The sequence below is a fragment of the Ahrensia marina genome (assembly GCF_001293565.1).
GTDB lineage: Bacteria > Pseudomonadota > Alphaproteobacteria > Rhizobiales > Rhizobiaceae > Ahrensia > Ahrensia marina.
The window spans coordinates 12,853-35,799 of sequence record NZ_JXMU01000011.1 but is presented as its reverse complement, the minus strand read 5'-3'; the positions used below and the strand labels follow the sequence as shown (position 1 = coordinate 35,799).

The following is a 22,947-nucleotide window of genomic DNA, read 5'->3' as shown; positions in this document are numbered from 1 at the left end:
AATATCCTGTTTATTTGAGTTTTTTGAGCGCCTGTAATACCGGCGCAGGAACAAATGACGACACATCGCCGCCCATGGTTGCGATTTGCCGGACCAATGTGGCGCTGATCGGGCGTGTGTCCACTGTTGCAGGAATAAATATTGTTTGAACGTCCGGAGCCAATTCGGCGTTCATGCCAGCCATTTGCATTTCATAATCGAAATCTGAAGCATCACGCAGACCGCGCACGATAGCCAGTGCGCCTTCTTTTTTGGCGGCATCAACCACCAAACCGTCAAATGCGACGACTCTCACCCGCGAAGGGTCAAGCGCTGACTCTTGCAGCGATGCCTCTATGAGTGCCTTGCGCTGGTCGAAATCAAACATGCCTTTTTTAACAGCATGAGCGCCAATGCCGATGATGATATGGTCAAATGAGGCCAACGCGCCCGCAAGAACAGCCATATGGCCATTGGTAATGGGGTCGAATGAGCCTGAATAAAAGCCGATATTTATCTTTGTCATAGCGATGATTTATATGCTTTTGCCGCAGCTTGAAAGCCGCAATCAGCCACTTTCGCATAAAACAGGATATACAGCTTTACCGATACGCAAAATTCCCGCTTCACCAAATTCGTCAGCAGTGGAAACGCGCACTGTCCGCAGTGAAATGAGAATTTGATCAACATTATCATCGGTGAAATCGACAAACATGCGTTCCTTATCTTGAAATGCTTGCCCGACTAAAATCTTCGTGCCTCGGTTATCAACAGTAGACCAGGTTTTGCCGAAGGCTGTCACATCTGCCGATAGAACAGACAACACATTCAAACGTCCGACATTGAGCGATATCTCGCCGCTTCGGCCGTCAGTCGCGTGGCAGTGAATATTTGCCGTCGCAAAAGCAGGTGCAGAATAAAAGCACATAAAAACAAAGCTTAAGACCAGTTTTTGGTGGAAAAATCTGAGCAAAACGATACCTCCTCACAGGCAGAACACGCATGTGTGTTCTAATATGATGCAACTTTCTGCGCGATACGGCGTTATATCGGCAAGTCAATAAAAGCGCACGAAAACAAAAATAACATCTGCGCTCATAACAAGAATAGGAACACAAAATGTTCGTACTTTATACAGTTGCTTTCGCGCTTGCTCTTTTAACCATAACAGGCGGCTTATCTGCAGCACTCATGATGCGCGAAACAAATCATAAGTAATTACGCGCGTTTTGATAGTGCCAACCAAATACCACCGCCAATAAGTGCGGTACCCGATATCCGCTCTATCAGGCGGATATTGGCTTGTGTAAGCCAACTGCCCGTTCTTCCGGCAGCCAGAGCATAAAGACCGTCCCCCACAGCGCCGACGACCATAAATATACCGCCCAAGATCATTGTCTGGAATGCGGGATTTCCGTCGGGAACAACAAATTGCGGAATGAAAGCGCCGAAGAAAAGCAGCGCTTTGGGGTTTGCCCAAATGACGAAAAAACCCTGCCAGAAATAGCCGCTCATAGAGCGCTTTTTAACACCCACCTGAGCTTCCGCCAAAGCGCCGTTCGAGCGCCACATCATAATACCGATATAAATGAGGTAGGCAGCGCCAATCAGCTTCACATAGTCAAATATCTCGCCCATAACCGCGATGACGGCCTGCAAACCGAAGGCTAAAATCCCAATCATAATTGCCAGACCAAGCTGCGTACCGGCAATATTCATGAGCCCGGCCTTCGAACCTGATCGAAGCGAGTTGGCGATAATGACTGTTACCGTTGGCCCCGGCACAACGACGATAGCCGCACATGCAAGCACAAATGTCCAAAGCACCGCCGCGTCAGCCATTATTCATCATCTCCGGGCAATGCTGTATCAGGCAAATCGGTATCACCTTCAATTGGACCGCCGGAACCACCTTCAGGTAAGACGACACCTTCAACAGCTTCAATGCCCTCACCATCTTCCACCTCATCATCAGCCGGCTCGGATATACGCTCAACCGATACAACACGCTCACCCGCACGGGTTTTGAAGATCGTAACCCCTTTTGTGGAGCGGCTGGCAAACCGGATGCCGTCAACAGGAACACGAATAACCTGACCATTATCAGACACCAGCATGATCTGGTCATCTCTATCAACAGGGAAAGTCGCAACCAAGCGGCCTATCTCTTTGGTCTTGGATGTATCGGTTGCTTTAATGCCCTTGCCGCCACGTCCCGAAACACGGAAATCATACGACGATGAACGCTTGCCGTAGCCAAATTCAGAAACTGTCAGCACAAATTGTTCGCGCTCAGCCAGCTCGTTCAAACGCTCGGTAGACAGCTCCACCGCAACAGTATTTTCATCATCATCAGAAGCACTTACAGAAGCTTCTTCGCTTTCTGCATCAGCACGGCGAAGTGCGGCAGCATGTTTCAGATAACCGGCACGCTCTTCCGCTGTTGCATCAACATGGCCGAGAATAGACATGGAGATTACATTATCACCTTCGGCAATATTCATACCGCGCACACCGGTCGAATTACGTCCGGCAAACACGCGAATATCGGTAACGGCAAAGCGGATACACTGACCAAGCGCGGTCGTCATCAGCACGTCATCATCTTCCGAACAGGTCTGCACGGACAGAATTTCGTCGCTCGATCCTTCTTCAAATTTCATCGCAATTTTACCGTTACGATTGACTTGAACAAAGTCGGACAATTTGTTGCGGCGCACTGTGCCGCGGGTTGTCGCAAACATCACATCAAGATTTGCCCAGCTTTCCTCATCTTCTGGAAGCGGCATGATGGAAGTAATGCGCTCATCGGCTTCAAGCGGCAGCATGTTCCGCAGGAATTTACCGCGCGATGTCGGCGTTCCAATAGGCAGACGCCACACTTTTTCCTTGTAGACAATGCCACGCGAAGAGAAGAACAATATCGGCGTGTGGGTATTGGCAACAAACAGACGGGTGACGAAATCTTCGTCCTTGGTCGCCATGCCCGAACGCCCTTTGCCACCCCGGCGCTGTGCGCGGTACGTATCGAGCGGAACGCGCTTGATATAACCTTCATGGCTAAATGTGACGACCATTTCTTCACGGGCGATGAGATCTTCATCGTCCATATCAGGGCCGCCTTCGGTGAGCAGTGTGCGCCGCGGCGTACCAAATTCTTCTTTCACATCCGAAAGCTCTTGCTTGACGATGTCCTGAATGCGCTGGCGCGATGCCAGAATTTCCAGATAGTCTTTAATCTCACCGCCAATCGTATTGAGCTCGTCGGCAATCTCGTCACGGCCGAGCGCGGTAAGACGTGCAAGACGCAATTCAAGAATAGCGCGCGCCTGCTCTTCTGACAGGAAGTAGGTACCATCTTCGTTAAGCTTGTGACGCGGGTCGGCGATCAGTTCAACAAGAGGCGCAACATCTTTTGCAGGCCAACGGCGTTCCATCAACTGTTCGCGCGCTGTCGCCGGATTCGGCGCGGTGCGGATGAGATGGATGATCTCATCAATATTGGCGACAGCAATCGCCAAACCAACTAAGACATGCGCACGGTCACGTGCCTTGCGCAGAAGAAATTTTGTACGCCGTTGAACAACAACTTCACGGAATGTCACAAATGCCTGCAACATATCCATAATGTTCATTAGTTCAGGCTTACCGCCATTGAGCGCCACCATATTGGCGCCAAATGATGTTTGCAGCGGTGTATAACGGTAAAGCTGGTTTAGAACGACTTCCGCATTGCCATCGCGTTTGATTTCAACAACGACGCGATAGCCTGAACGGTCAGATTCATCGCGGATATCCGAAATGCCCTCAATGCGTTTCTCACGCACCAGATCGGCCATTTTCTCAATCATAGTCGCTTTATTGACCTGATACGGCACTTCAGTGATGACAATTGCTTCGCGGTCATTGGCGCGCTGCTCAATTTCCGCCTTACCGCGCATAATGATCGAGCCGCGACCTGTTTCATAGGCCGATTTGATACCTGATTTACCAAGCACAATGGCACCGGTTGGAAAATCCGGACCCGGCACATACTGCATCATTTCCGGCAAGGTAATAGCCGGATTGTCGATCATAGCTATGCAGCCGTCCACCAATTCGCCCAGATTGTGCGGCGGAATATTGGTCGCCATACCCACAGCAATACCGCCTGAACCATTGACTAGAAGGTTTGGAAAACGTGCGGGCAACACTTTTGGCTCTTCACGTGAGCCATCATAGTTGTCTTGAAAATCAACTGTGTCCTTGTCGATATCTTCAAGCAGCTCATGCGCGACTTTCTCAAGCCGGGATTCCGTATAGCGCATCGCTGCCGGCGGATCACCGTCGATCGAACCGAAGTTGCCCTGCCCGTCAACCAGCGGCACACGCAATGACCAGTCCTGCGCCATGCGAACAAGAGAATCATAAATTGCGCCATCGCCGTGCGGGTGGAAATTACCCATCACGTCACCGACAATTTTCGATGATTTCACATATTTGCGGTTCCAGTGATAACCGCTGTCATGCATCGCATATAAAATACGGCGATGAACAGGCTTCAAGCCGTCACGCACATCTGGAAGCGCACGGGATACAATCACGCTCATCGCATAATCGAGATATGAGCGCTGCATTTCCTCTATAATAGAGATAGGTTCAATGCCGGAATTTCCGCCGTTGTCATCGATCGGTGTTTTGTCGTTCAAAACTAGCCACTTTCAATTCAGAATCAATTGAGTAAGATTAGCCCTTTTAAGCCAAACATCCAAGGTTTACGGGTATTTATCCACCATTCAACGGTGGGCAAAACCCAACAATTCCCATCCTTAGAGCTTTCGTTTCACTGCAATGCCAACAGCGCATCAAATATTAAGACGAATACAACGATAGCAGCCCGCTTTCAGAGTGTTTGCTACAGGGTATTAAGCCATTAAACGACAGGCATTTTCTTACAGTAGAACTTATATGATTTTGTCGATATAGATAAGACCGAATACGAACCAACGCACTCAGATTCACGATAATGGACCTACTATGAACTTCGACCTCATTGTGAACGCTGTTGTAACACTTCTGGTGACCATCGATCCGGCGGGACTGGCTCCGCTGTTTCTGGCTGTGACCGGCGGCATGGACTCGACACAGCGCAAGCAGGTCGCTCTTCGTTCATGTCTAATGGGATTTGCTATTCTGGTTGTGTTTGTCATTGCCGGGTCAGGCATTCTGACACTTTTCGGCATTACCCTGCCCGCATTCCGCGTCGCTGGCGGTCTATTGCTGTTCTGGATCGCTTTTGAAATGATTTTTGAAAAGCGTCAGGAACGCCATGAAGAAACCGCCCAGAAAGCGATTACCGCCGATCAGGTACGCTCGGTCGCCATCTTTCCTTTGGCAATTCCGCTTCTGGCTGGGCCCGGCGCCATTTCGGCCGGCATTCTGTTGTCAAATGATTTTGCCTCACCTACCCAGCGCACCGGCTTAATTCTGATTATCGGCGCGATAATTTTCGTCACTTATCTGGTTTTTCTTGTTGCGGAAAAAGTCGACAAATTGCTCGGAGAAACCGGCCGCTCGGTGCTTACACGCCTTTTGGGTGTCATCCTGTCAGCGCTTGCCGTGCAGTTCGTGGCAGATGGCATTAAGGCCATTATAGCGGGTTAAATCCAGCGGCCTTACTTTTCCAGCCTATAAGTAAAGTCGTCGCCCCAGCCATGAACATTGTCATGCGCCTTAACGACGACAGAATCTATTTTGTCATCAATGACGATACCGCTCTGCGAGCGTCTAAATGGCTGTTCATTGTCATGCGGATGCACCAGCACACGTTCACCAAGTATTGACCCATCCGGTGCAAAGACGGACCATTTATCAGCGTAATGATCCCATCCGGCATCATCGTGCCTGACCGTTACACTAAACCGCCAAGACTTATCTACGCTCTGTGATGCTTCAACAGCAACGACATCAGCCTGACCTGCGATGCCATTCCCTGAAGTTACGACGAGGCCTAATGCTACCACGATAGCTCTAAAGGTCAGGCTAGGTAACGGCACGAAAACGCCGCGCGGCAAATATGCTTCACCCGCGCGGACATTCATTTCTTTTCTATGCTTCTTCTTAGAACGGAATTTCGTCATCCATATCTCTGGAAAAATCACCGCCACCGGATGATTGACCGCCTTGGTTGCCGCCGCCATAGCCGCTGTCATTGGAAACACTGCGCTGTTGACCGCCGCCCTGATAACCGCCTTCACGGTCATTGCGGCCATCAAGCATCTGCAATTCACCGCGATAACGCTGAAGCACAATCTCGGTCGTATATTTATCCTGACCGTTCTGGTCTTGCCACTTGCGTGTTTGCAAAGCGCCTTCAAGATAGACTTTTGCGCCTTTTTTCAAATATTGCTCGGCAACTTTTGCCAACTGGTCATTGAAAATTACAACGCGATGCCATTCCGTACGCTCACGGCGTTCACCGGAAGCCTTGTCACGCCAGGATTCAGATGTCGCAACCGAAAGGTTGACCACCGGATCACCGCTCGACATGCGCTTAACATCCGGATCAGCACCCAGATTTCCAACCAAAATAACTTTATTCACGCTGCCTGCCATTGCAGAGACTCCTACTCGAATTCTTTCCACATACACTAAAGCATCGAATTGATGCAAAACAGTGGCATATGGACTGTCCACAGACTTTCATATGTTCTTTTTTTGTTCTATTAAGCCAAGGCGAATCTGTCAAGATTCACTTCGCCGACCTCGACATGGCCGCGATACGGTCTAAATGGTAGGTGAAATCGACTTCATTGCAGAAACAACAGCGATCATAAAATGGCCGACAGCAAATATATTTCAGTGCGTGGTGCGCGTGAGCATAATCTAAAAGACGTCGATATTGACTTACCGCGCGACAAGCTCATCGTCATGACCGGCCTTTCAGGATCAGGAAAATCATCCCTCGCCTTTGATACGATTTATGCCGAAGGCCAACGCCGCTATGTGGAGAGCCTTTCGGCCTATGCGCGCCAGTTTCTGGAAATGATGCAGAAGCCGGATGTTGACCAGATTGACGGCCTGTCTCCGGCAATTTCAATTGAGCAGAAGACCACCTCGAAGAACCCGCGCTCGACTGTCGGCACAGTTACCGAAATCTATGACTATATGCGCCTGCTGTTTGCGCGTGTCGGTATTCCCTATTCGCCCGCGACCGGATTGCCGATCGAAAGCCAGACTGTCAGCCAAATGGTGGACCGCGTTCTTGCTTTGGAAGAAGGCACCCGCCTTTATATTCTCGCGCCGATCGTACGCGGACGCAAAGGTGAATATAAAAAGGAACTCGCTGAGCTGATGAAGAAAGGCTATCAGCGGGTCAAGATTGATGGCGAGTTTTACGAACTTGCCGACGCCCCTGCCCTCGATAAAAAATACAAACACGATATTGATGTCGTCGTCGACCGTATTGTCGTACGCGAGGACATGCAGTCCAGACTTGCCGATTCACTGGAACAATGTCTGCGCCTGACAGACGGCATGGCAATCGCTGAATTTGCCGATAAGCCATTGCCCGACAGCGAAACCAAGAAAGAAGCGAAAAACAAGTCGGCAAATGACACCCATGAGCGGATGGTTTTCTCCGAGAAATTCGCCTGCCCGGTATCCGGCTTTACAATTCCTGAAATTGAACCGCGCCTGTTCTCGTTCAACAATCCGTTTGGTGCCTGCCCCCATTGTGATGGCTTGGGCACAGAACAAGGCGTTGATCCGGGCATGGTAGTTCCTGATCCGGGCTTGAGTTTGCAAAAAGGCGCCATTGCACCGTGGTCGAAATCCAGCAACCCTTCGCCATATTATGCGCAAACACTGCAAGCCGTCGGCAAGTTGTACGGCTTTAAAATGACCGATGTCTGGGCTGATTTAACACAGGAAAGCAAGGATGCCGTACTTTACGGCACAGGCTCGCAAAACATTGATTTTGCTTATGATGATGGCTTGCGGACTTACAAAACGCGCAAACCGTTTGAAGGCGTAATTCCAAGCCTGGAGCGCCGCTGGCGCGAAACCGATTCTGCATGGATGCGGGAAGAAATCGAACGCTACATGTCGCGTAATCCCTGCTCTCACTGTGATGGCCACCGCCTGAAAGAAGAGGCGCTCTCGGTTAAAATCAACAAGCTGCACATCAGCCAGGTTTCCGAAATGTCGATCCGCGTCGCCAATGACTGGTTCAACAATTTGCCGGATAATCTGACTGATAAACAGATGGAGATTGCCGGCCGGATTTTAAAAGAAATCCGTGATCGCCTGAAGTTTCTGGTTGATGTCGGCCTTGATTACCTCACTCTATCACGCGGCTCCGGCTCGCTTTCAGGCGGTGAAAGCCAGCGTATCCGCTTGGCCTCCCAAATCGGTTCAGGCCTGACCGGTGTTCTCTATGTGCTGGATGAACCTTCCATCGGTCTGCACCAGCGCGACAATGCCCGCCTGTTGGAAACGTTGCGGCATTTGCGCGATCTCGGCAATACAGTCATCGTCGTTGAGCATGACGAAGATGCGGTTCTGACCGCCGATTATGTGGTTGATATTGGACCGGCCGCCGGCATTCACGGCGGCGAGATCATCGCCAGCGGCACGCCCAAACAGGTGATGAAAAACAAGAGGTCACTCACTGGCAAATATTTGACAGGTGAACTGACGATACCGATGCGTCCCGAACGGCGGAAAATTGACAAAAAGCGCGGCATAAAAGTCATTGGTGCCAAAGGCAACAATCTTAAAGATGTGACAGCAACTCTGCCGCTCGGCGTATTTTCTGCTGTAACGGGCGTTTCCGGTGGTGGAAAATCCACGTTCCTGATCGAAACGCTCTACAAAGCTGCTGCGCGCCGTATCAATGGCGCACGCGATGTGCCCGCAGAACATGACCGCATTGAAGGCTTTGAGCATATCGACAAGGTCATTGACATTGACCAGTCGCCTATTGGTCGAACACCGCGCTCCAATCCGGCAACATATACCGGTGCCTTTACGCCGATCCGTGAGTGGTTTGCACAATTGCCAGAAGCAAAAGTGCGCGGCTACCAACCCGGACGGTTCTCTTTCAATGTCAAAGGCGGCAGATGCGAGGCCTGTCAGGGCGATGGCGTTATCAAGATCGAAATGCACTTTTTGCCCGACGTTTATGTGACGTGCGATGTCTGTCACGGCAAGCGTTACAACCGCGAAACGTTGGAGGTGGAATTTAAAGGCAAATCCATTTCGGACGTATTGGAAATGACGGTTGACGAAAGCGTGGAGTTTTTCGCCGCCGTACCGGCCGTGCGCGACAAGATGGAAACACTGCGCCGCGTTGGATTGGGCTATGTGAAGGTCGGACAGCAGGCGACAACTTTGTCCGGTGGTGAAGCCCAGCGCATCAAGCTTGCAAAAGAACTATCGCGCCGCTCGACAGGAAGAACACTCTATATATTGGATGAGCCGACAACTGGCCTGCACTTCCATGACATCGCCAAACTGCTGGAGGTTCTGCATGAGCTGGTCGATGGCGGCAATACGGTTGTTGTCATTGAACACAACCTTGAGGTGATCAAAACCGCGGACTGGGTCATTGATCTTGGTCCTGAAGGCGGCGATGGCGGCGGCGAAATTGTTGCCGAAGGAACACCGGAGCAAATCGCGACGGTCGAGCGTTCGCATACCGGCATCTTCCTGAAAGAGCTTCTTGAACGCCGCCCTCTCAAGCAGGTTGCCGCAGAATAGTAAGCACCATTAATATTGCAGGCATGGATTGAACCATGTGAAATGCCTGCAAAATCATCATTTGCATATATTTTAGGCAGAAAGCGTAATTTTTAATCAGGCTAAAATTGCGCCGATTTGCCAATGGCTCGTATCAGGCTTAAAAAGCTGGATATTGCATGATGTGCCGACATTAAATTCAATTCCGGCATCGGATATAAGTTGGCACGCTTCATGCATAGCACGCGTCAACATGTATTGGAGGTCACCTGAATGAAAAAGATCGAAGCCATCATCAAGCCGTTCAAGCTTGATGAAGTCAAAGAAGCACTACAGGAAGTTGGCCTACAGGGCATCACTGTAACAGAGGCAAAAGGTTTCGGTCGCCAGAAAGGTCACACCGAATTATACCGTGGCGCAGAATATGTCGTGGACTTCCTGCCGAAAGTGAAAATTGAAGTTGTGGTAACAAGCGAAGCTGTAGATGCCGCAATAGAAGCGATCCGCAATGCGGCGCAAACAGGTCGTATCGGTGATGGCAAAATTTTTGTCTCTCCGATTGAAGAAGTCGTGCGAATCCGCACGGGAGAAACCGGCGCAGACGCCGTATAATCGTCTGACGTTAAAACGAGCCAACTTAAAATGAGAAGGAAGGCCAATAAATGAGCGCAAAAGATATTATGAAGCAAATCAAAGACAACGACGTAAAGTTCGTTGACCTGCGCTTCACAGATCCACGCGGTAAATTGCAGCACGTTACTATTGATGTCGCAGTTGTCGATGAGGACATGTTCTCCGACGGCGTGATGTTCGACGGCTCGTCCATTGGCGGCTGGAAAGCCATCAACGAGTCAGACATGGTTTTGATGCCGGATGTCGCATCAGCGCATATGGACCCGTTCTACGCGCAGTCCACTATGGTTGTTATCTGTGACATTCTCGATCCGGTTTCCGGCGAAGGCTACAACCGTGACCCGCGCATGACAGCAAAACGTGCGGAAGCCTATGTTAAATCAGGCGGTTTTGGCGACACAGCATATTTTGGCCCTGAGCCGGAATTCTTCATCTTTGATGATGTTCGCTTCAACACAGATCCTTACAACACAGGCTTCTCGCTTGATTCATCTGAATTGCCTTCAAACACAGGCACAGAATATGAAACAGGCAATATGGGCCACCGTCCGGCTACCAAGGGTGGCTACTTCCCGGTAAACCCGGTCGACAGCTGTCAGGATATGCGTTCTGAAATGTTGACTGTTATGGCTGAAATGGGCGTTTCAACAGAGAAACATCACCATGAAGTTGCCGCTGCCCAGCACGAACTTTCAATGATCTTCAATACGCTCGTTGCCAAAGCGGACGAAACACAGATCTACAAATATGTTGTTCAGAACGTTGCACATGCATACGGCAAGACAGCAACATTCATGCCTAAGCCTGTCTTCGGCGACAACGGCACAGGAATGCACGTTCACCAGTCAATCTGGAAAGACGGCAAGCCTTTGTTTGCTGGTGACGAATATGCTGGCCTGTCTGAAACATGTCTGTTCTACATCGGCGGCATTATCAAACACGCCAAATCATTGAACGCTTTCACCAACCCGTCCACCAACTCGTATAAGCGCTTGGTACCGGGCTACGAAGCACCTGTTCTGTTGGCATACTCAGCGCGTAACCGCTCTGCTTCTTGCCGCATTCCGTTTACACCGTCGCCAAAAGGCAAGCGTATGGAAGTACGTTTCCCTGACCCGATGGCCAACCCATATCTTGCATTCGCAGCAATGCTGATGGCCGGCCTTGACGGCATCAAAAACAAAATTCACCCGGGCGAACCAATGGACAAAGATCTGTACGATCTTCCTGCGGAAGAATTGGCGTCAATTCCAACTGTGTGTACTTCACTGCGTGAAGCACTGGAAGCTTTGGATAAAGACCGTGAATATTTGAAAGCAGGCGGCGTATTTGATGACGACCAGATTGACGCGTATATCGCTCTAAAACAGGAAGAAAACCTGCGCTACGAGCAGACACCTCATCCGGTTGAATTCGATATGTACTACTCGCTTTAATTTAAGCGATATCGACACCTTTTCAGAACCGGCGACCAGAAATGGCCGCCGGTTTTTTTGCGCCATCTCCGCTATTTGATAATGACTATTAAACTTGCTTTGACATCATATGCGACACACAAAGCCATCATACAGGCAACTTGTAAATCCTGACGGCCCAAATCAGCCTCCGCCAACTACACGTCAAAGCCCCAGCAACACATTCTCTACCCGAAACAAAGAACGCCTTGCCACCCTCCTTCTGTGACGGCGAATCTTGCCCCTGCACGAACGAAAATATTTCTCAACATGCAGCATTATTAAAATAGTTGCGCACTGATCATAATAAAGGATGACAAAATTATCGAAATGTCGTTTTTAGAAACATATCTATCGTATTTGGTATAGAGATATTTTTAGGTTTCTGAAACGACGGCAAATTGACAGGATTTTTGAATGATAAATTCCGAAGCATCATCCGAGTTTTCCAGCCCAGAACTTGCTCTTAAAAAGCAAAAATACAATTCAAACCCGTTAAAAGACCGGTCTACAGACCATTATCGCAATGAGTACATTTCAGAGTTTGTCGATAAGTGGGACTCTTTGATTGACTGGGAAGGCCGAGCAAAAGGCGAAGGCGACTTTTTTGTCGACGTCCTTCGTTCACGCGGCAAACAGACTGTTCTTGATGTCGCTACAGGAACAGGTTTCCATTCGGTCCGCTTGATTGAAGAAGGTTTTGACGTCACGTCTGCTGACGGTTCCGGCGCAATGCTTGCCAAAGCTTTCCAGAACGCACAGGAACGCGGCCTTACACTTAAGACTTTACGAGCGGACTGGCGCTGGCTCGGACGAAGCACCGAAAGCCGGTATGATGCCATTATCTGCCTTGGCAATTCTTTCACCCACCTCCACGACGAACTGGACAGAAGACGGGTGCTTGCTGAATTTTATGCGGCATTGAAGCCAAACGGCATATTGATCATTGACCAGCGCAATTATGATTACATGCTCGATAGCGGCTATTCATCCAAACATAAGTACTATTATTGCGGCAATCAGGTCTCAGCAAAGCCAATCCACATCGCTGAAGATTTGGTCCGGTTTGAATACTCTTTCCCCGACGACACGTCTTACACCCTGAATTTATGCCCGATCAGAAAAAATTACATGCGTAAATTATTACGCGAAGGCGGTTTTGAGCGCATCCGCACCTATGGAGATTTCGAGTCGGCTTATAGCGATAAAGATGCCGACTTTTTTGTACATGTCGCAGAAAAATCGGTGCTGACACCATCGGTGCCTATGCCGATAAATCAATCCATCCGTTCGCTTGCCATCACCGAAGACTATTACAACAGCAACGATGCAGACACATTCTACTCGACAATCTGGGGCGGCGAAGACCTGCATCTAGGCATCTATGATGACACCAATGATGTCAAAGATGCGGGCTTCGCGACGATTGATCGTATGTGCTCAATACTGCCTGAACTGAACGCGGATTCTAAAGTCATTGATTTGGGATCAGGTTACGGTGGAACCGGAAGATATCTTGCCAATAAATTTAATTGCAGAGTAACCGGCTTAAACTTGTCAGATACACAAAACGATCGCAATCGCCTGATGGTGAAACGCGCGAACCTTCAAGACAATATCACCGTAACGCATGGTAACTTTGAAGATATACCGGCGGCCAATGACAGTTTTGATATTGTATGGTCACAAGATGCATTTCTGCATTCTGATGCGCGTGAAAAAATACTGGCCGAGAGCTTCCGTGTGTTGAAAAATGGCGGAACAATGATCTTCACGGACCCAATGCAGGCGGACATTTGTCCCGAAGGCGTATTGCAGCCGATATATGATCGTCTTCATCTAACAAGCCTTGCTTCATTCTCAAGCTATATCGAACTGGCAAAGTTGATCGGCTTTGAAGTCGAAGCGACAACCGATCTGAGTACGCAACTGCCAAAGCATTTCTCCCGCATTAAAGAAGAGCTTATCGCCAACCGTGAAAAAGTCGCGGAAGGCGCTTCTGAAGAATATATCGAGAACATGTTGCGCGGTCTGGACCGATGGATCGACGGCGGTGAACAAGGTTATCTGGCTTGGGGAATCATTAAGCTGAAAAAGCCGGCTAACAGCTAATTCAGATCGCCACTGAGGCTATAGAAACAAGATAAGCTGGCCGCGATGCCTTTACATCGCGGCTTGCCTTACTATGTTAGGGACACATCCCGCCGCATGGCGGACAATCCAATGGGTGAGTACGCTCCCCAGAACCTTATCCCGAGAAGCATATATTATGACAGAAGCAGCACACGGCAACACCGTACACATTCACTATACGGGTAAATTCCCGGATGGTACTGTATTCGACAGCTCTGAAAACCGCGACCCGCTTACATTCGAACTAGGCGCAGGCCAAGTTATCCCGGGCCTTGATAAAGCAATGCGTGGCATGGAAGTCGGCGCCAAAAAGACAATTGAAATTCCGGCCGCCGAAGCATACGGCCCTCACCATCCTGAAGGCATTCAGAAAGTTGAACGCAGCCAGCTCCCTGCCGAAATTCAAACAGAAGTTGGAACACAGCTTCAGGCGACCGGTCAGGACGGACAAACCATCAATCTAACAGTTATCGAGGCAGACGATACAACCGTTACCATGGATGCCAATCATCCGTTGGCAGGTAAGGATCTTGTCTTTGATGTTGAGCTTGTCTCCGTCACATAAACAGCTAAAACTCGGCGGTAGAAATACCGCCGTTTTTTTATGTACAAGGATACCCTGATCATGACAACGCTCTCATTCTTCGGTGCCGCCGGCACGGTTACCGGTTCCTGCTCGATGATTGAGACCCAAAGCACGAAATTCCTTGTTGATTGCGGCATGTTCCAAGGCAACAAAACAATACGGGCGCTGAACGATCAGGACTTTCCCTTTAACGCAGCACAAGCTGATTTTCTAATTCTGACACACGCCCATATCGACCATTCCGGCCTTTTACCCAAACTCATCAAGCACGGCTTCAAAGGCAAGATCTATGCGACGACTCCGACCGTTGATTTATTGAGTTTTATGCTGCTCGATTCAGCACGTATTCAAGAGGGCAATAATGAACGTGAAAACCGTAAGCGTGCGCGAAAAGGGCTTGATCCGGTTGAACCGCTTTATACGCAAGATCACGCCAAAGGCGTGTTTCCACTACTAGAAGCAGTAGACTACGGGAACTGGTTTTCACCACAAAAAGATATTCAATTCCGTTTCTGGAATGCCGGTCACATACTTGGCTCTGCCTCAGCGGAAGTCAAATTTCCCGATGCCAACGGCAATACAATGCGCCTGTTATTTTCCGGCGATATTGGACCGGAAGAAAAAGTGTTCCATCCGGAACCCGGCGGTGAAACCGGTTTTGATTATATTATCTGCGAAAGCACTTATGGCGACCGTGAACGCGATGATTACACGTTGGAAAAACGCCGTGAGATGCTCAAAGCCGAACTGGTTCGCGGCTTAAACAAAGGCGGCAATATTGTCATTCCAGCCTTTGCTGTCGAGCGAAGCCAAGAGCTTCTGCATGACATTGGCGCGCTGCTCGCCAAAGGCGAACTGCCGCAAACGACAGTGTTTTTAGACTCGCCGCTTGCAAAAAAAGTAACTGAAGTTTTCATCAAGCACGCAGACACCCTTGATGACGTGGAGATTGCCAATAGTGAACTCTTCCGCGATGAGGACTTCCGGTTGGTCCAAAGCGTTGATGAAAGTAAAGCAATCAACAAAATCAAAGGCGGCGCGATTATTATTTCCGCGTCGGGCATGGCGGATGCAGGCCGTATCCAGCACCATATCAAAAACAATATTTGGAAACGCAACGCGACAATTATTTTTGTCGGCTATCAGGCTCCCGGCAGCCTTGGTCACGTGATTACATCCGGCGCGAAAAAAGTACGCATTCATGGTAAGGAATTTACCGTCAAAGCGGATATCAGAAGCTTAGGCAATTATTCAGCCCATGCGGACCAGGGCGAGCTGCTCGAGTGGATAATGGAGCGCTCACCCATTGCGGGCGGTCTATTTCTGAACCACAGTGATGACGATGCGCGCGCCGTGCTGAAAGGCTTATTGATAGAAAAAGGGCTTGATCCTGAACTCATCCACATGCCGCAATTTGATGAAAGTTTCGAACTTACAGCGGGTGATCCGGCCTCAAAAGGACGCGCAAAATCACTCGGTGCCAAGCCTCCGCGAATTGATACCACTGAAATGAAGACTGACTGGCACAATGACTACGCCGCCTTTGTGGTTGAATTGACAGAGCGTTTGGACAAAAGCACAAATGACCAGCAAAGACGTGCTTTGCTGGCCAAATTGAAATCTCAGCTTTAAAATCAGCTCTCTTCCATCTCATCGCCACTTGCCTCTTCAAGGCCGAGCAAGTTCCAGCTCTGGACCATATGTTGAGGCATTGGCGCGCTCACATCGATCATAGTACCGCCTGAAGGATGCGGTATACGCAAGCGGCGCGCATGCAAATGAAGCTTGTTTTGAATACCGCCTGGAAAATCCCAATTCGGATCATCTTCAAAATATTTCGGATCGCCCAGAATTGGGCACTCCATCTGCAAAGTATGGACCCGAAGCTGATGAGTGCGCCCCGTATAAGGTTCCAGCTCAAGCCACGTCATGCGCTGGCCAATGCGCTCGACAATACGGTAATTTGAGACCGCATGATCAGCGCCTTTAACACCGTGACGAACGACTTCCATACGGTCACCATCCGGCGTTTGCTTTTTTAACAGCCAGCTTTTGATTGTGCCTTCGGTTTTAGGCGGCGCACCTTTTACAAGCGCCCAATAGGTTTTCTTGGTTTCGCGGTGACGGAAAGCCTCTGACAGTTTTTGGGCAGCACTGCGCGTTTTTGCAACCATAAGAACGCCGGACGTATCGCGGTCAAGACGATGAACCAGGCGCGGCTTTTCGCCTTTCTTATTGCGAAGTGCTTCAAGCATGCCATCAATATGCCGTGGCACATTTGAGCCGCCCTGAACGGAAAGACCGGGTGGCTTGTTAATGACGAGAACACGCTCATCTTCAAACAATGTCATTTTGCGGATCGCTTCGGCATCGCCCGTATTGCGAATAGAATGCGCTGTCATATTGCCGGCACCGGCACTTGCTCTATCCGTTTGCATGGGCGGAATACGAACACTTTGCCCTTTTTGCAGGCGGGTATCAGATTTCACGCGCCCGCCATCGACACGTATCTGCCCCGAACGCAGCAGTTTTTGAAGCGCGCCGAAGCCCAAGCCCGGATAATGTGCCTTAAACCAACGATCAAGGCGCATACCTTCTTCTTCGCCATCAACTTCGATGATTTCTACGCCAGCCATAAAATTCCCTAACCTAAGCTGCGCATCAGCAGCAATCCGGCAAAAAGCGCACCTATTGAGATAAGGACGCTCATTACAACATATAAACCTGCTTGCGTGATATCACCCCGTTCATAAAGGGCAACCGCATCAAGCGAAAAGGCGGAAAAAGTCGTAAACCCGCCCAGAAAACCGGTCGCAAGAAAGAGCCGCAATTCATGGTTTGATGCGCCCAGCCGCCGCGCAAGATAAGCGATCAAAACACCCATCAGGAATGAGCCGATAACATTGACGATGATCGTGCCATACGGAAAATTGATACCGAATATGCGCATAGCACCCATGTTCACGCCGTGCCGCAACATTGCGCCTAACGCGCCGCCGATACCAATGAGAAAAAAACTATACATTCATCATCACGTAGTTTTAGGTCCCGTTCCGATCAGTTTCCAGTTCTTATAAAAGAATTTTTTCATCCGGCCGCCAACGGTTGAAACGAACGACAATCCAGCATCGATAATTCCAGGCGCATAGCTAGGCCGCGCCACATCCATAAAGACAACATAGCGCCGTGCATCCAAATCATTGATTGAACGGTGGAACAATGTGTCGTCGAAAATGTAAAGCGGGTCTTCGTGCCAAAAATGCTTCTTGCCCTGACACTCGATAAATACCTTATCCGTTTCTACAGGCGATAGATTAAGTAAAACGCGATAACTCAAACGGTGCGGACCGTAGTGCCAGGTTGTTTTTTCTTTACCGCTGAACACTGAAACAGCAATCGTCTTCACATATTTATAGTCACCGCTAAGCGCAGGCACATTGTCAATCTGCTTTTTGCCAAACCAACGGTACACATACATGCCACGGCGGCCTTCACCATAAACCGCATCAATATCGGCAATAATATTGTCTTTCTGGTCTCGAAAAACATTCAGAACTTCATTAATTTCAGCGCGGTGCGTTTCTGGGAGATCGTCCAGTTTAAGAACGCCGGGATTGCGCGGCGAAATTAGATCAATAAACAAATTGACTGGCGACAAAAACCAAGTCAGCAATCCATTGCCGGCAAAATATCGCTTGAACATCATATTGTTTTTTGCCTTGTTGCGGGAAATATCCAGCAGGCCGCATATAAGCCAGAAAATGGTAATCCACGGAATGAAATAAAGAAGAGCCGCCAGAACTACCGTGCTGATAACAACAGTTCTAATGAGCTTTTTCGTTTCACGTTTCATCACTGATCATCATCCGGTTATAGTAGATTTTCATTTACGCACTGAACCAACAATCAGCAAGTGCGCAAATTGTTCACTTATCAGGATTGACCGCGCTGTTTTCTTAGCTTTGCCCAATATTCGAGACGTTTACCGATATCACGCTCGAAACCCCGCTCAACAGGTTCATAATATTTCTGGCGGCCCATTTCCGTAGGAAAATAGTTCTGACCGGAAAATGCGTCCGGCGCATCATGATCATACTGATAACCAACGCCGTAGCCTTCTGCGCCCATCAATTTAGTCGGCGCATTTAAAATATGTTTAGGTGGCAACAAAGAACCGTATTGCTGTGCCGATGCCCGCGCCATCTTATAAGCCGTATAAACCGCATTGGATTTTGGTGCAGAAGCCAAATAAACACATGCCTGTGCCAGCGCGAGCTCACCTTCGGGCGAACCAAGATAATCATAGGCATCTTTTGCAGCCAATGTAATTTGCAGTGCTTGCGGATCGGCAAGACCTATATCTTCTGAGGCCATACGAACCAAGCGCCGCCCAAGATAAAGCGGGTCCTCCCCCGCATCCAGCATTCGTGCCAGATAATAGAGCGCTGCATCAGGATCAGACCCGCGCACGGACTTATGCAATGCTGATATAAGGTTGTAATGGCCGTCCTGTCCCTTGTCATAAAGTGGCGCGCGCCGCTGCAATATTTTACGCAAACCATCAACGCCAAGCCGCTCATCGGGCAATGTCGAGCGGTAAAGCTCTTCGGCAAGCGTCAGGACTGCCCGCCCGTCGCCGTCAGCCATTGCGATAATAGCCTCGCGCCCTTCCTCATCGACCGGCAATGGACGGTCGATAAGTTCCTCTGCCTTTGACAAAAGCTGCGACAGGCTTTCCTCATCATGGCGTTTAAGCGTTAGCACGCGCGCACGCGATAACAGCGCGGCATTAAGCTCAAAAGAGGGATTTTCGGTTGTGGCGCCAATCAATGTGATTGTGCCATCTTCCATGACAGGCAAAAAACTATCCTGCTGCGCGCGATTAAAGCGGTGTATTTCATCGACGAATAAAATGGTCGCCGTGCCGTTGCTACGTCTCAACCGTGCCGATTCAAATATCTTTTTCAGATCAGAGACACCGCTGAAAATGGCCGACAATTGCTCGAAATGGTGATCCGTTTTGCCCGCAATCAACCGCGCTAGAGTCGTTTTACCTGTACCGGGAGGGCCCCACAGAACAAGGCTTCCTGTCCCGCCTGCAGAAAACAAACGCGTTAGCACGCCTTCTTCACCGGTCAGGTGCTCTTGGCCGACAACGTCTGAAAGCTCTTTCGGGCGCAAACGGTCAGCAAGCGGACGATTTAGGTCGTCGCCGCTATGACTCTTCGTTTCGTCTGTTTCAAAAAGACCCGCCAAATTAGTACCGCAAGAATTGGCGAATGGTGCGCCCGTTTCGGTTGATATGAAAACGCCATGAGCGGCGGTCTTCGCTTAGAACAGCACTCGCCTTTTCAATCGTGTTTGTTTCCTCGCCATTCACACCCAGAATAATATCGCCCGGTCTGAAACCGGCGCGGGCTGCGTTTGATCCGCGCGCAATATCAGTAATGATAACACCTTGCACGTCACCGCGAATGCGCAATTGACGGATAATGTCTTGTGACGGCTCCGAAATTTCAGCACCTGAGAAAGGTCCGCGTCCCTCAATTACCACACGTTCTGCCGGTATGTTGGCCGGTGGCGCCTCAAGTCTGATTTTCAGTGTAACCAGTCTGCCGCGTGAAAACACATCCACTTCGGCATTCTCATCAATAGAGAGTGTTGCAAGCCTGTAGCCCAGCGCATCAGGATGTTCTATGCGATTGCCGCCGATTGAAAGCAGCACATCTCCAACGCGTAAACCCGCTTTGTCAGCCGGACCATCTTCAACAACACTTACAATAATGGCACCGGACGGGCGTTGCAGACCAAGGCTTTCGGCAATGTCTGGTGTTACCGGCTCAAAATCCGCTCCTATATATGGTCTTTCAAAAGCATCACTGCCGCCTTTTGCCTGCGCAACGACAGCACGAACCATATTTGCCGGTATCGCAAAGCCAATACCATTTGATCCGCCGGACCTACTGAAAATAGCTGTATTTATACCCACCAGCTTGCCACTCATATCAATCAATGCGCCACCCGAATTACCGGGGTTAATGGCTGCGTCCGTCTGGATAAAAAAGCCGAAATCAGAAACGCCAACGCGTGTGCGCGCGACAGCAGAAACAATACCGGATGTAATCGTCTGGCCGACACCAAACGGATTGCCGATCGCCAATACCAGATCGCCTGTCAGCAATTGATCGGATTCCGCAAAACTGAGCGCAGGTAAATCTTCACCCGTTTCAATTCTAAGTACCGCAAGATCGGAGCGTTCATCGCGAAGAACAACTTCGCTTTCAAATTCACGCCCGTCCGACAGAGCAACTTTGATCTGGTCCGCACCATCAATCACATGATTATTGGTAACAACCAGCCCTGCACTATCGACAATTACACCGGAGCCCAGAGACGATTCCACGCGAGGCTGACGCCGGCCTAGGCGGTTGCCAAAGAACTGCTCAAAAAACGGATCACCGGCAAAAGGCGATTGCCTTTGCTCGATCTTGCGCGCCGCATAAACGTTCACAACGGAAGGTGATGTTTTTTCAACAAGCGGCGCAAAAGAGAGTTGGATATCGCCTTGTGCCAGCGGTACGCGCCTTGTCGTAGAATTCACACTTTCTTGTGTCTGGGGCGCCTGTTTACTCTGCTCGGGCTCTTTAGGCTGAAACAACTCATTGAGGAAACCACGAATACTGTTGTCCGCATTTTGCGCCTGCGCAGGCAATGGGCCTGATGTCACAACCATGAGCATCATAGCTGTAGCAAAAATACGAATAAGCATTCTGATCTCCAAGCAAATCACCAATAGCACCATCAATATAGAACGAAAAAAGGGCCCCGAAAGGCCCTTACTTCTCAATTCGCTTCAAATGGCGAAATTATGCTGCTGCTTCTTCGTTTTTCTCTTCAGCTTCAACACGCGCACGGTCGGCCGCGCCGCGAGCATCAACATCACGATCAACAAATTCGATAACAGCCATAGGTGCGTTATCACCGGTGCGGAAGCCCGCTTTCATGATTCGCAAGTAACCGCCGTGACGGTCCACATAACGCGGTGCCAGTGACGCAAACAATTTGCGTGTCTGAGCTTCGTCACGAATAGAAGCTGCCACCTGACGGCGTGCGTGAAGATCACCACGCTTGCCCAAAGTAACGAGCTTTTCGACGATCGGACGCAATTCCTTTGCTTTTGGCAAAGTTGTCACGATCTGTTCGTGTTCAATAAGTGACGCTGCCATATTCGCAAACATTGCTTTGCGGTGGCTGCTTGTACGGTTTAGCTTGCGGCCTGATTTTCCGTGGCGCATGAGCCTTCTCCTAGGTTGCCCGGCTCAGCCGGATTAAGTTCAAAAATTAATAATGATCTTCGTAACGTTTTGCGAGATCTTCGATGTTTTCCGGTGGCCATGTTGGTACTTCCATACCAAGATGCAGACCCATAGATGCCAAAACTTCTTTAATCTCGTTAAGAGACTTACGACCGAAGTTAGGCGTACGGAGCATTTCACCTTCGCTCTTCTGGATAAGATCGCCAATATAAACAATATTGTCGTTCTTCAGGCAGTTTGCAGAACGAACAGAAAGTTCCAGTTCGTCAACCTTCTTAAGAAGCGCCGGGTTGAACGCAAGTTCCTGAACCTGCTCTTCCTGTGCTTCTTTTTCCGGCTCTTCGAAGTTCACAAACACGCCGAGCTGGTCCTGCAGGATACGCGCAGCAAACGCCACAGCATCTTCACCGGAAACAGCACCGTTTGTTTCAATCGTCATAAGCAGCTTATCGTAGTCAAGAACCTGACCTTCGCGTGTGTTCTCAACTTTGTAAGACACTTTGCGAACAGGTGAATAAAGACTATCGACCGGAATAAGACCAATTGGTGCATCTTCAGCGCGGTTGCGTTCTGCAGGAACATATCCTTTACCTGCATCAACGGTGAATTCCATACGGATTTCAGCGCCTTCATCAAGCGTACACAAGACATGGTCAGGGTTGAGAATCTCAACATCACCAACAGTCTGAATATCAGAAGCCAAAACAGCGCCCGGTCCCTGCTTACGCACAACCATACGTTTCGGGCCATCGCCTTCCATGCTGATCGCAATTTCCTTAATGTTCAAAATGATGTCGGTAACATCTTCGCGAACACCGGAAATTGAAGAGAACTCATGCAGTACGCCGTCGATTTGCACCGCAGTAACAGCGGCACCACGAAGTGATGATAGCAAAACGCGACGCAGCGCGTTGCCCAAAGTCAGACCGAAACCACGCTCAAGCGGCTCGACCATCAAAGACACTTTACTTCCTGAACCTTTGAACTCAACCTTGCTCGGTTTGATCAGTTCTTGCCAGTTTTTTTGTATCACAGCATTTTCCTTCAACTACAACGCTACCATCCAATCGTAGCGCTTTGTCTTTTATCGAGTATCGCTGGATTAACGACACCCAAATCACATCGT

General features: G+C 49.5%; 20 protein-coding genes. 7 read left to right on the top strand and 13 right to left on the bottom strand.

The window, feature by feature from the left end; genetic code table 11:
* Window positions 1-10: 10 nt before the first annotated feature.
* The 4 genes from coaD to gyrA form a co-directional block, all read right to left on the bottom strand.
* The gene (gene coaD, locus SU32_RS08585) at window positions 11-496 is read right to left on the bottom strand and encodes a pantetheine-phosphate adenylyltransferase (protein WP_211097723.1); all 486 of its coding nucleotides are present in this window, start codon (window positions 494-496) and stop codon (window positions 11-13) included.
* Window positions 497-547: 51 nt separating this feature from the next.
* Window positions 548-952, bottom strand: coding sequence for a hypothetical protein (locus SU32_RS08580; protein ID WP_053998944.1), 405 nt, complete (start codon window positions 950-952; stop codon window positions 548-550).
* 245 nt (window positions 953-1,197) lie between these two features.
* Window positions 1,198-1,821, bottom strand: a complete 624-nt coding sequence (locus SU32_RS08575; RefSeq protein ID WP_053998943.1) for a LysE family translocator — start codon at window positions 1,819-1,821, stop codon at window positions 1,198-1,200.
* Window positions 1,821-4,667: a DNA gyrase subunit A gene (gene gyrA / locus SU32_RS08570; protein WP_053998942.1), complete on the bottom strand. Its 2,847-nt coding sequence runs from the start codon at window positions 4,665-4,667 to the stop codon at window positions 1,821-1,823. Before gyrA ends, SU32_RS08575 begins: the two co-directional genes overlap by 1 nt.
* Window positions 4,668-4,995: 328 nt before the next feature.
* On the opposite strand from gyrA, the gene SU32_RS08565 reads away from it, so the two are divergent.
* Window positions 4,996-5,622, top strand: coding sequence for a MarC family protein (locus tag SU32_RS08565; protein WP_053998941.1), 627 nt, complete (start codon window positions 4,996-4,998; stop codon window positions 5,620-5,622).
* An 11-nt stretch (window positions 5,623-5,633) separates the two neighbouring features.
* Here the strand turns inward: SU32_RS08565 and SU32_RS08560 are convergent, their stop codons facing one another.
* Window positions 5,634-6,098 (bottom strand): hypothetical protein, encoded by a 465-nt coding sequence (locus SU32_RS08560; protein ID WP_245625511.1) that lies wholly within the window; start codon window positions 6,096-6,098, stop codon window positions 5,634-5,636.
* Complete coding sequence (gene ssb, locus SU32_RS08555) at window positions 6,079-6,573, bottom strand: single-stranded DNA-binding protein (RefSeq protein WP_053998940.1); 495 nt, start codon at window positions 6,571-6,573, stop codon at window positions 6,079-6,081. The genes SU32_RS08560 and ssb overlap by 20 nt, the downstream gene beginning before the upstream one ends.
* A gap of 222 nt (window positions 6,574-6,795) precedes the next feature.
* Between ssb and uvrA the strand changes: the two genes are divergently transcribed.
* From uvrA to SU32_RS08525, 6 genes are all read left to right on the top strand, one after another.
* A complete protein-coding gene (gene uvrA / locus SU32_RS08550) occupies window positions 6,796-9,720 on the top strand; it encodes an excinuclease ABC subunit UvrA (protein WP_053998939.1) in 2,925 nt (974 codons plus the stop codon).
* A gap of 252 nt (window positions 9,721-9,972) precedes the next feature.
* Window positions 9,973-10,311 (top strand): P-II family nitrogen regulator, encoded by a 339-nt coding sequence (locus SU32_RS08545; protein ID WP_053998938.1) that lies wholly within the window; start codon window positions 9,973-9,975, stop codon window positions 10,309-10,311.
* A gap of 50 nt (window positions 10,312-10,361) precedes the next feature.
* A complete protein-coding gene (glnA, locus tag SU32_RS08540) occupies window positions 10,362-11,768 on the top strand; it encodes a type I glutamate--ammonia ligase (RefSeq protein ID WP_053998937.1) in 1,407 nt (468 codons plus the stop codon).
* 435 nt (window positions 11,769-12,203) lie between these two features.
* Complete coding sequence (locus tag SU32_RS08535; protein ID WP_053998936.1) at window positions 12,204-13,898, top strand: glycine/sarcosine N-methyltransferase; 1,695 nt, start codon at window positions 12,204-12,206, stop codon at window positions 13,896-13,898.
* Window positions 13,899-14,055: 157 nt separating this feature from the next.
* Window positions 14,056-14,484, top strand: a complete 429-nt coding sequence (locus SU32_RS08530; protein ID WP_053998935.1) for an FKBP-type peptidyl-prolyl cis-trans isomerase — start codon at window positions 14,056-14,058, stop codon at window positions 14,482-14,484.
* 60 nt (window positions 14,485-14,544) lie between these two features.
* Entirely contained in the window at window positions 14,545-16,137 is a 1,593-nt protein-coding gene (locus SU32_RS08525) for an MBL fold metallo-hydrolase (RefSeq protein WP_245625510.1), read from the top strand.
* Window positions 16,138-16,139: 2 nt separating this feature from the next.
* On the opposite strand, the gene SU32_RS08520 is transcribed toward SU32_RS08525, so the two are convergent.
* From SU32_RS08520 to SU32_RS08490, 7 genes are all read right to left on the bottom strand, one after another.
* On the bottom strand, window positions 16,140-17,141 hold the full coding sequence (locus SU32_RS08520) for an RluA family pseudouridine synthase (protein ID WP_053998933.1): 1,002 nt from the start codon (window positions 17,139-17,141) through the stop codon (window positions 16,140-16,142).
* An 8-nt stretch (window positions 17,142-17,149) separates the two neighbouring features.
* Window positions 17,150-17,530 carry a fluoride efflux transporter CrcB gene (crcB, locus tag SU32_RS08515; RefSeq protein ID WP_053998932.1) on the bottom strand — a complete coding sequence of 127 codons (381 nt, stop codon included), beginning with the start codon at window positions 17,528-17,530 and terminating at the stop codon, window positions 17,150-17,152.
* Window positions 17,531-17,536: 6 nt separating this feature from the next.
* Window positions 17,537-18,358 (bottom strand): aspartyl/asparaginyl beta-hydroxylase domain-containing protein, encoded by an 822-nt coding sequence (locus tag SU32_RS08510; protein WP_053998931.1) that lies wholly within the window; start codon window positions 18,356-18,358, stop codon window positions 17,537-17,539.
* 80 nt (window positions 18,359-18,438) lie between these two features.
* Window positions 18,439-19,761 carry a replication-associated recombination protein A gene (locus SU32_RS08505; RefSeq protein ID WP_053998930.1) on the bottom strand — a complete coding sequence of 441 codons (1,323 nt, stop codon included), beginning with the start codon at window positions 19,759-19,761 and terminating at the stop codon, window positions 18,439-18,441.
* A gap of 1 nt (window position 19,762) precedes the next feature.
* Entirely contained in the window at window positions 19,763-21,274 is a 1,512-nt protein-coding gene (locus SU32_RS08500) for a DegQ family serine endoprotease (RefSeq protein ID WP_082376587.1), read from the bottom strand.
* 97 nt (window positions 21,275-21,371) lie between these two features.
* Window positions 21,372-21,800, bottom strand: a complete 429-nt coding sequence (gene rplQ / locus SU32_RS08495) for a 50S ribosomal protein L17 (RefSeq protein WP_053998929.1) — start codon at window positions 21,798-21,800, stop codon at window positions 21,372-21,374.
* A gap of 46 nt (window positions 21,801-21,846) precedes the next feature.
* Complete coding sequence (locus SU32_RS08490; protein ID WP_053998928.1) at window positions 21,847-22,854, bottom strand: DNA-directed RNA polymerase subunit alpha; 1,008 nt, start codon at window positions 22,852-22,854, stop codon at window positions 21,847-21,849.
* Between the last annotated feature and the right edge of the window lie 93 nt (window positions 22,855-22,947).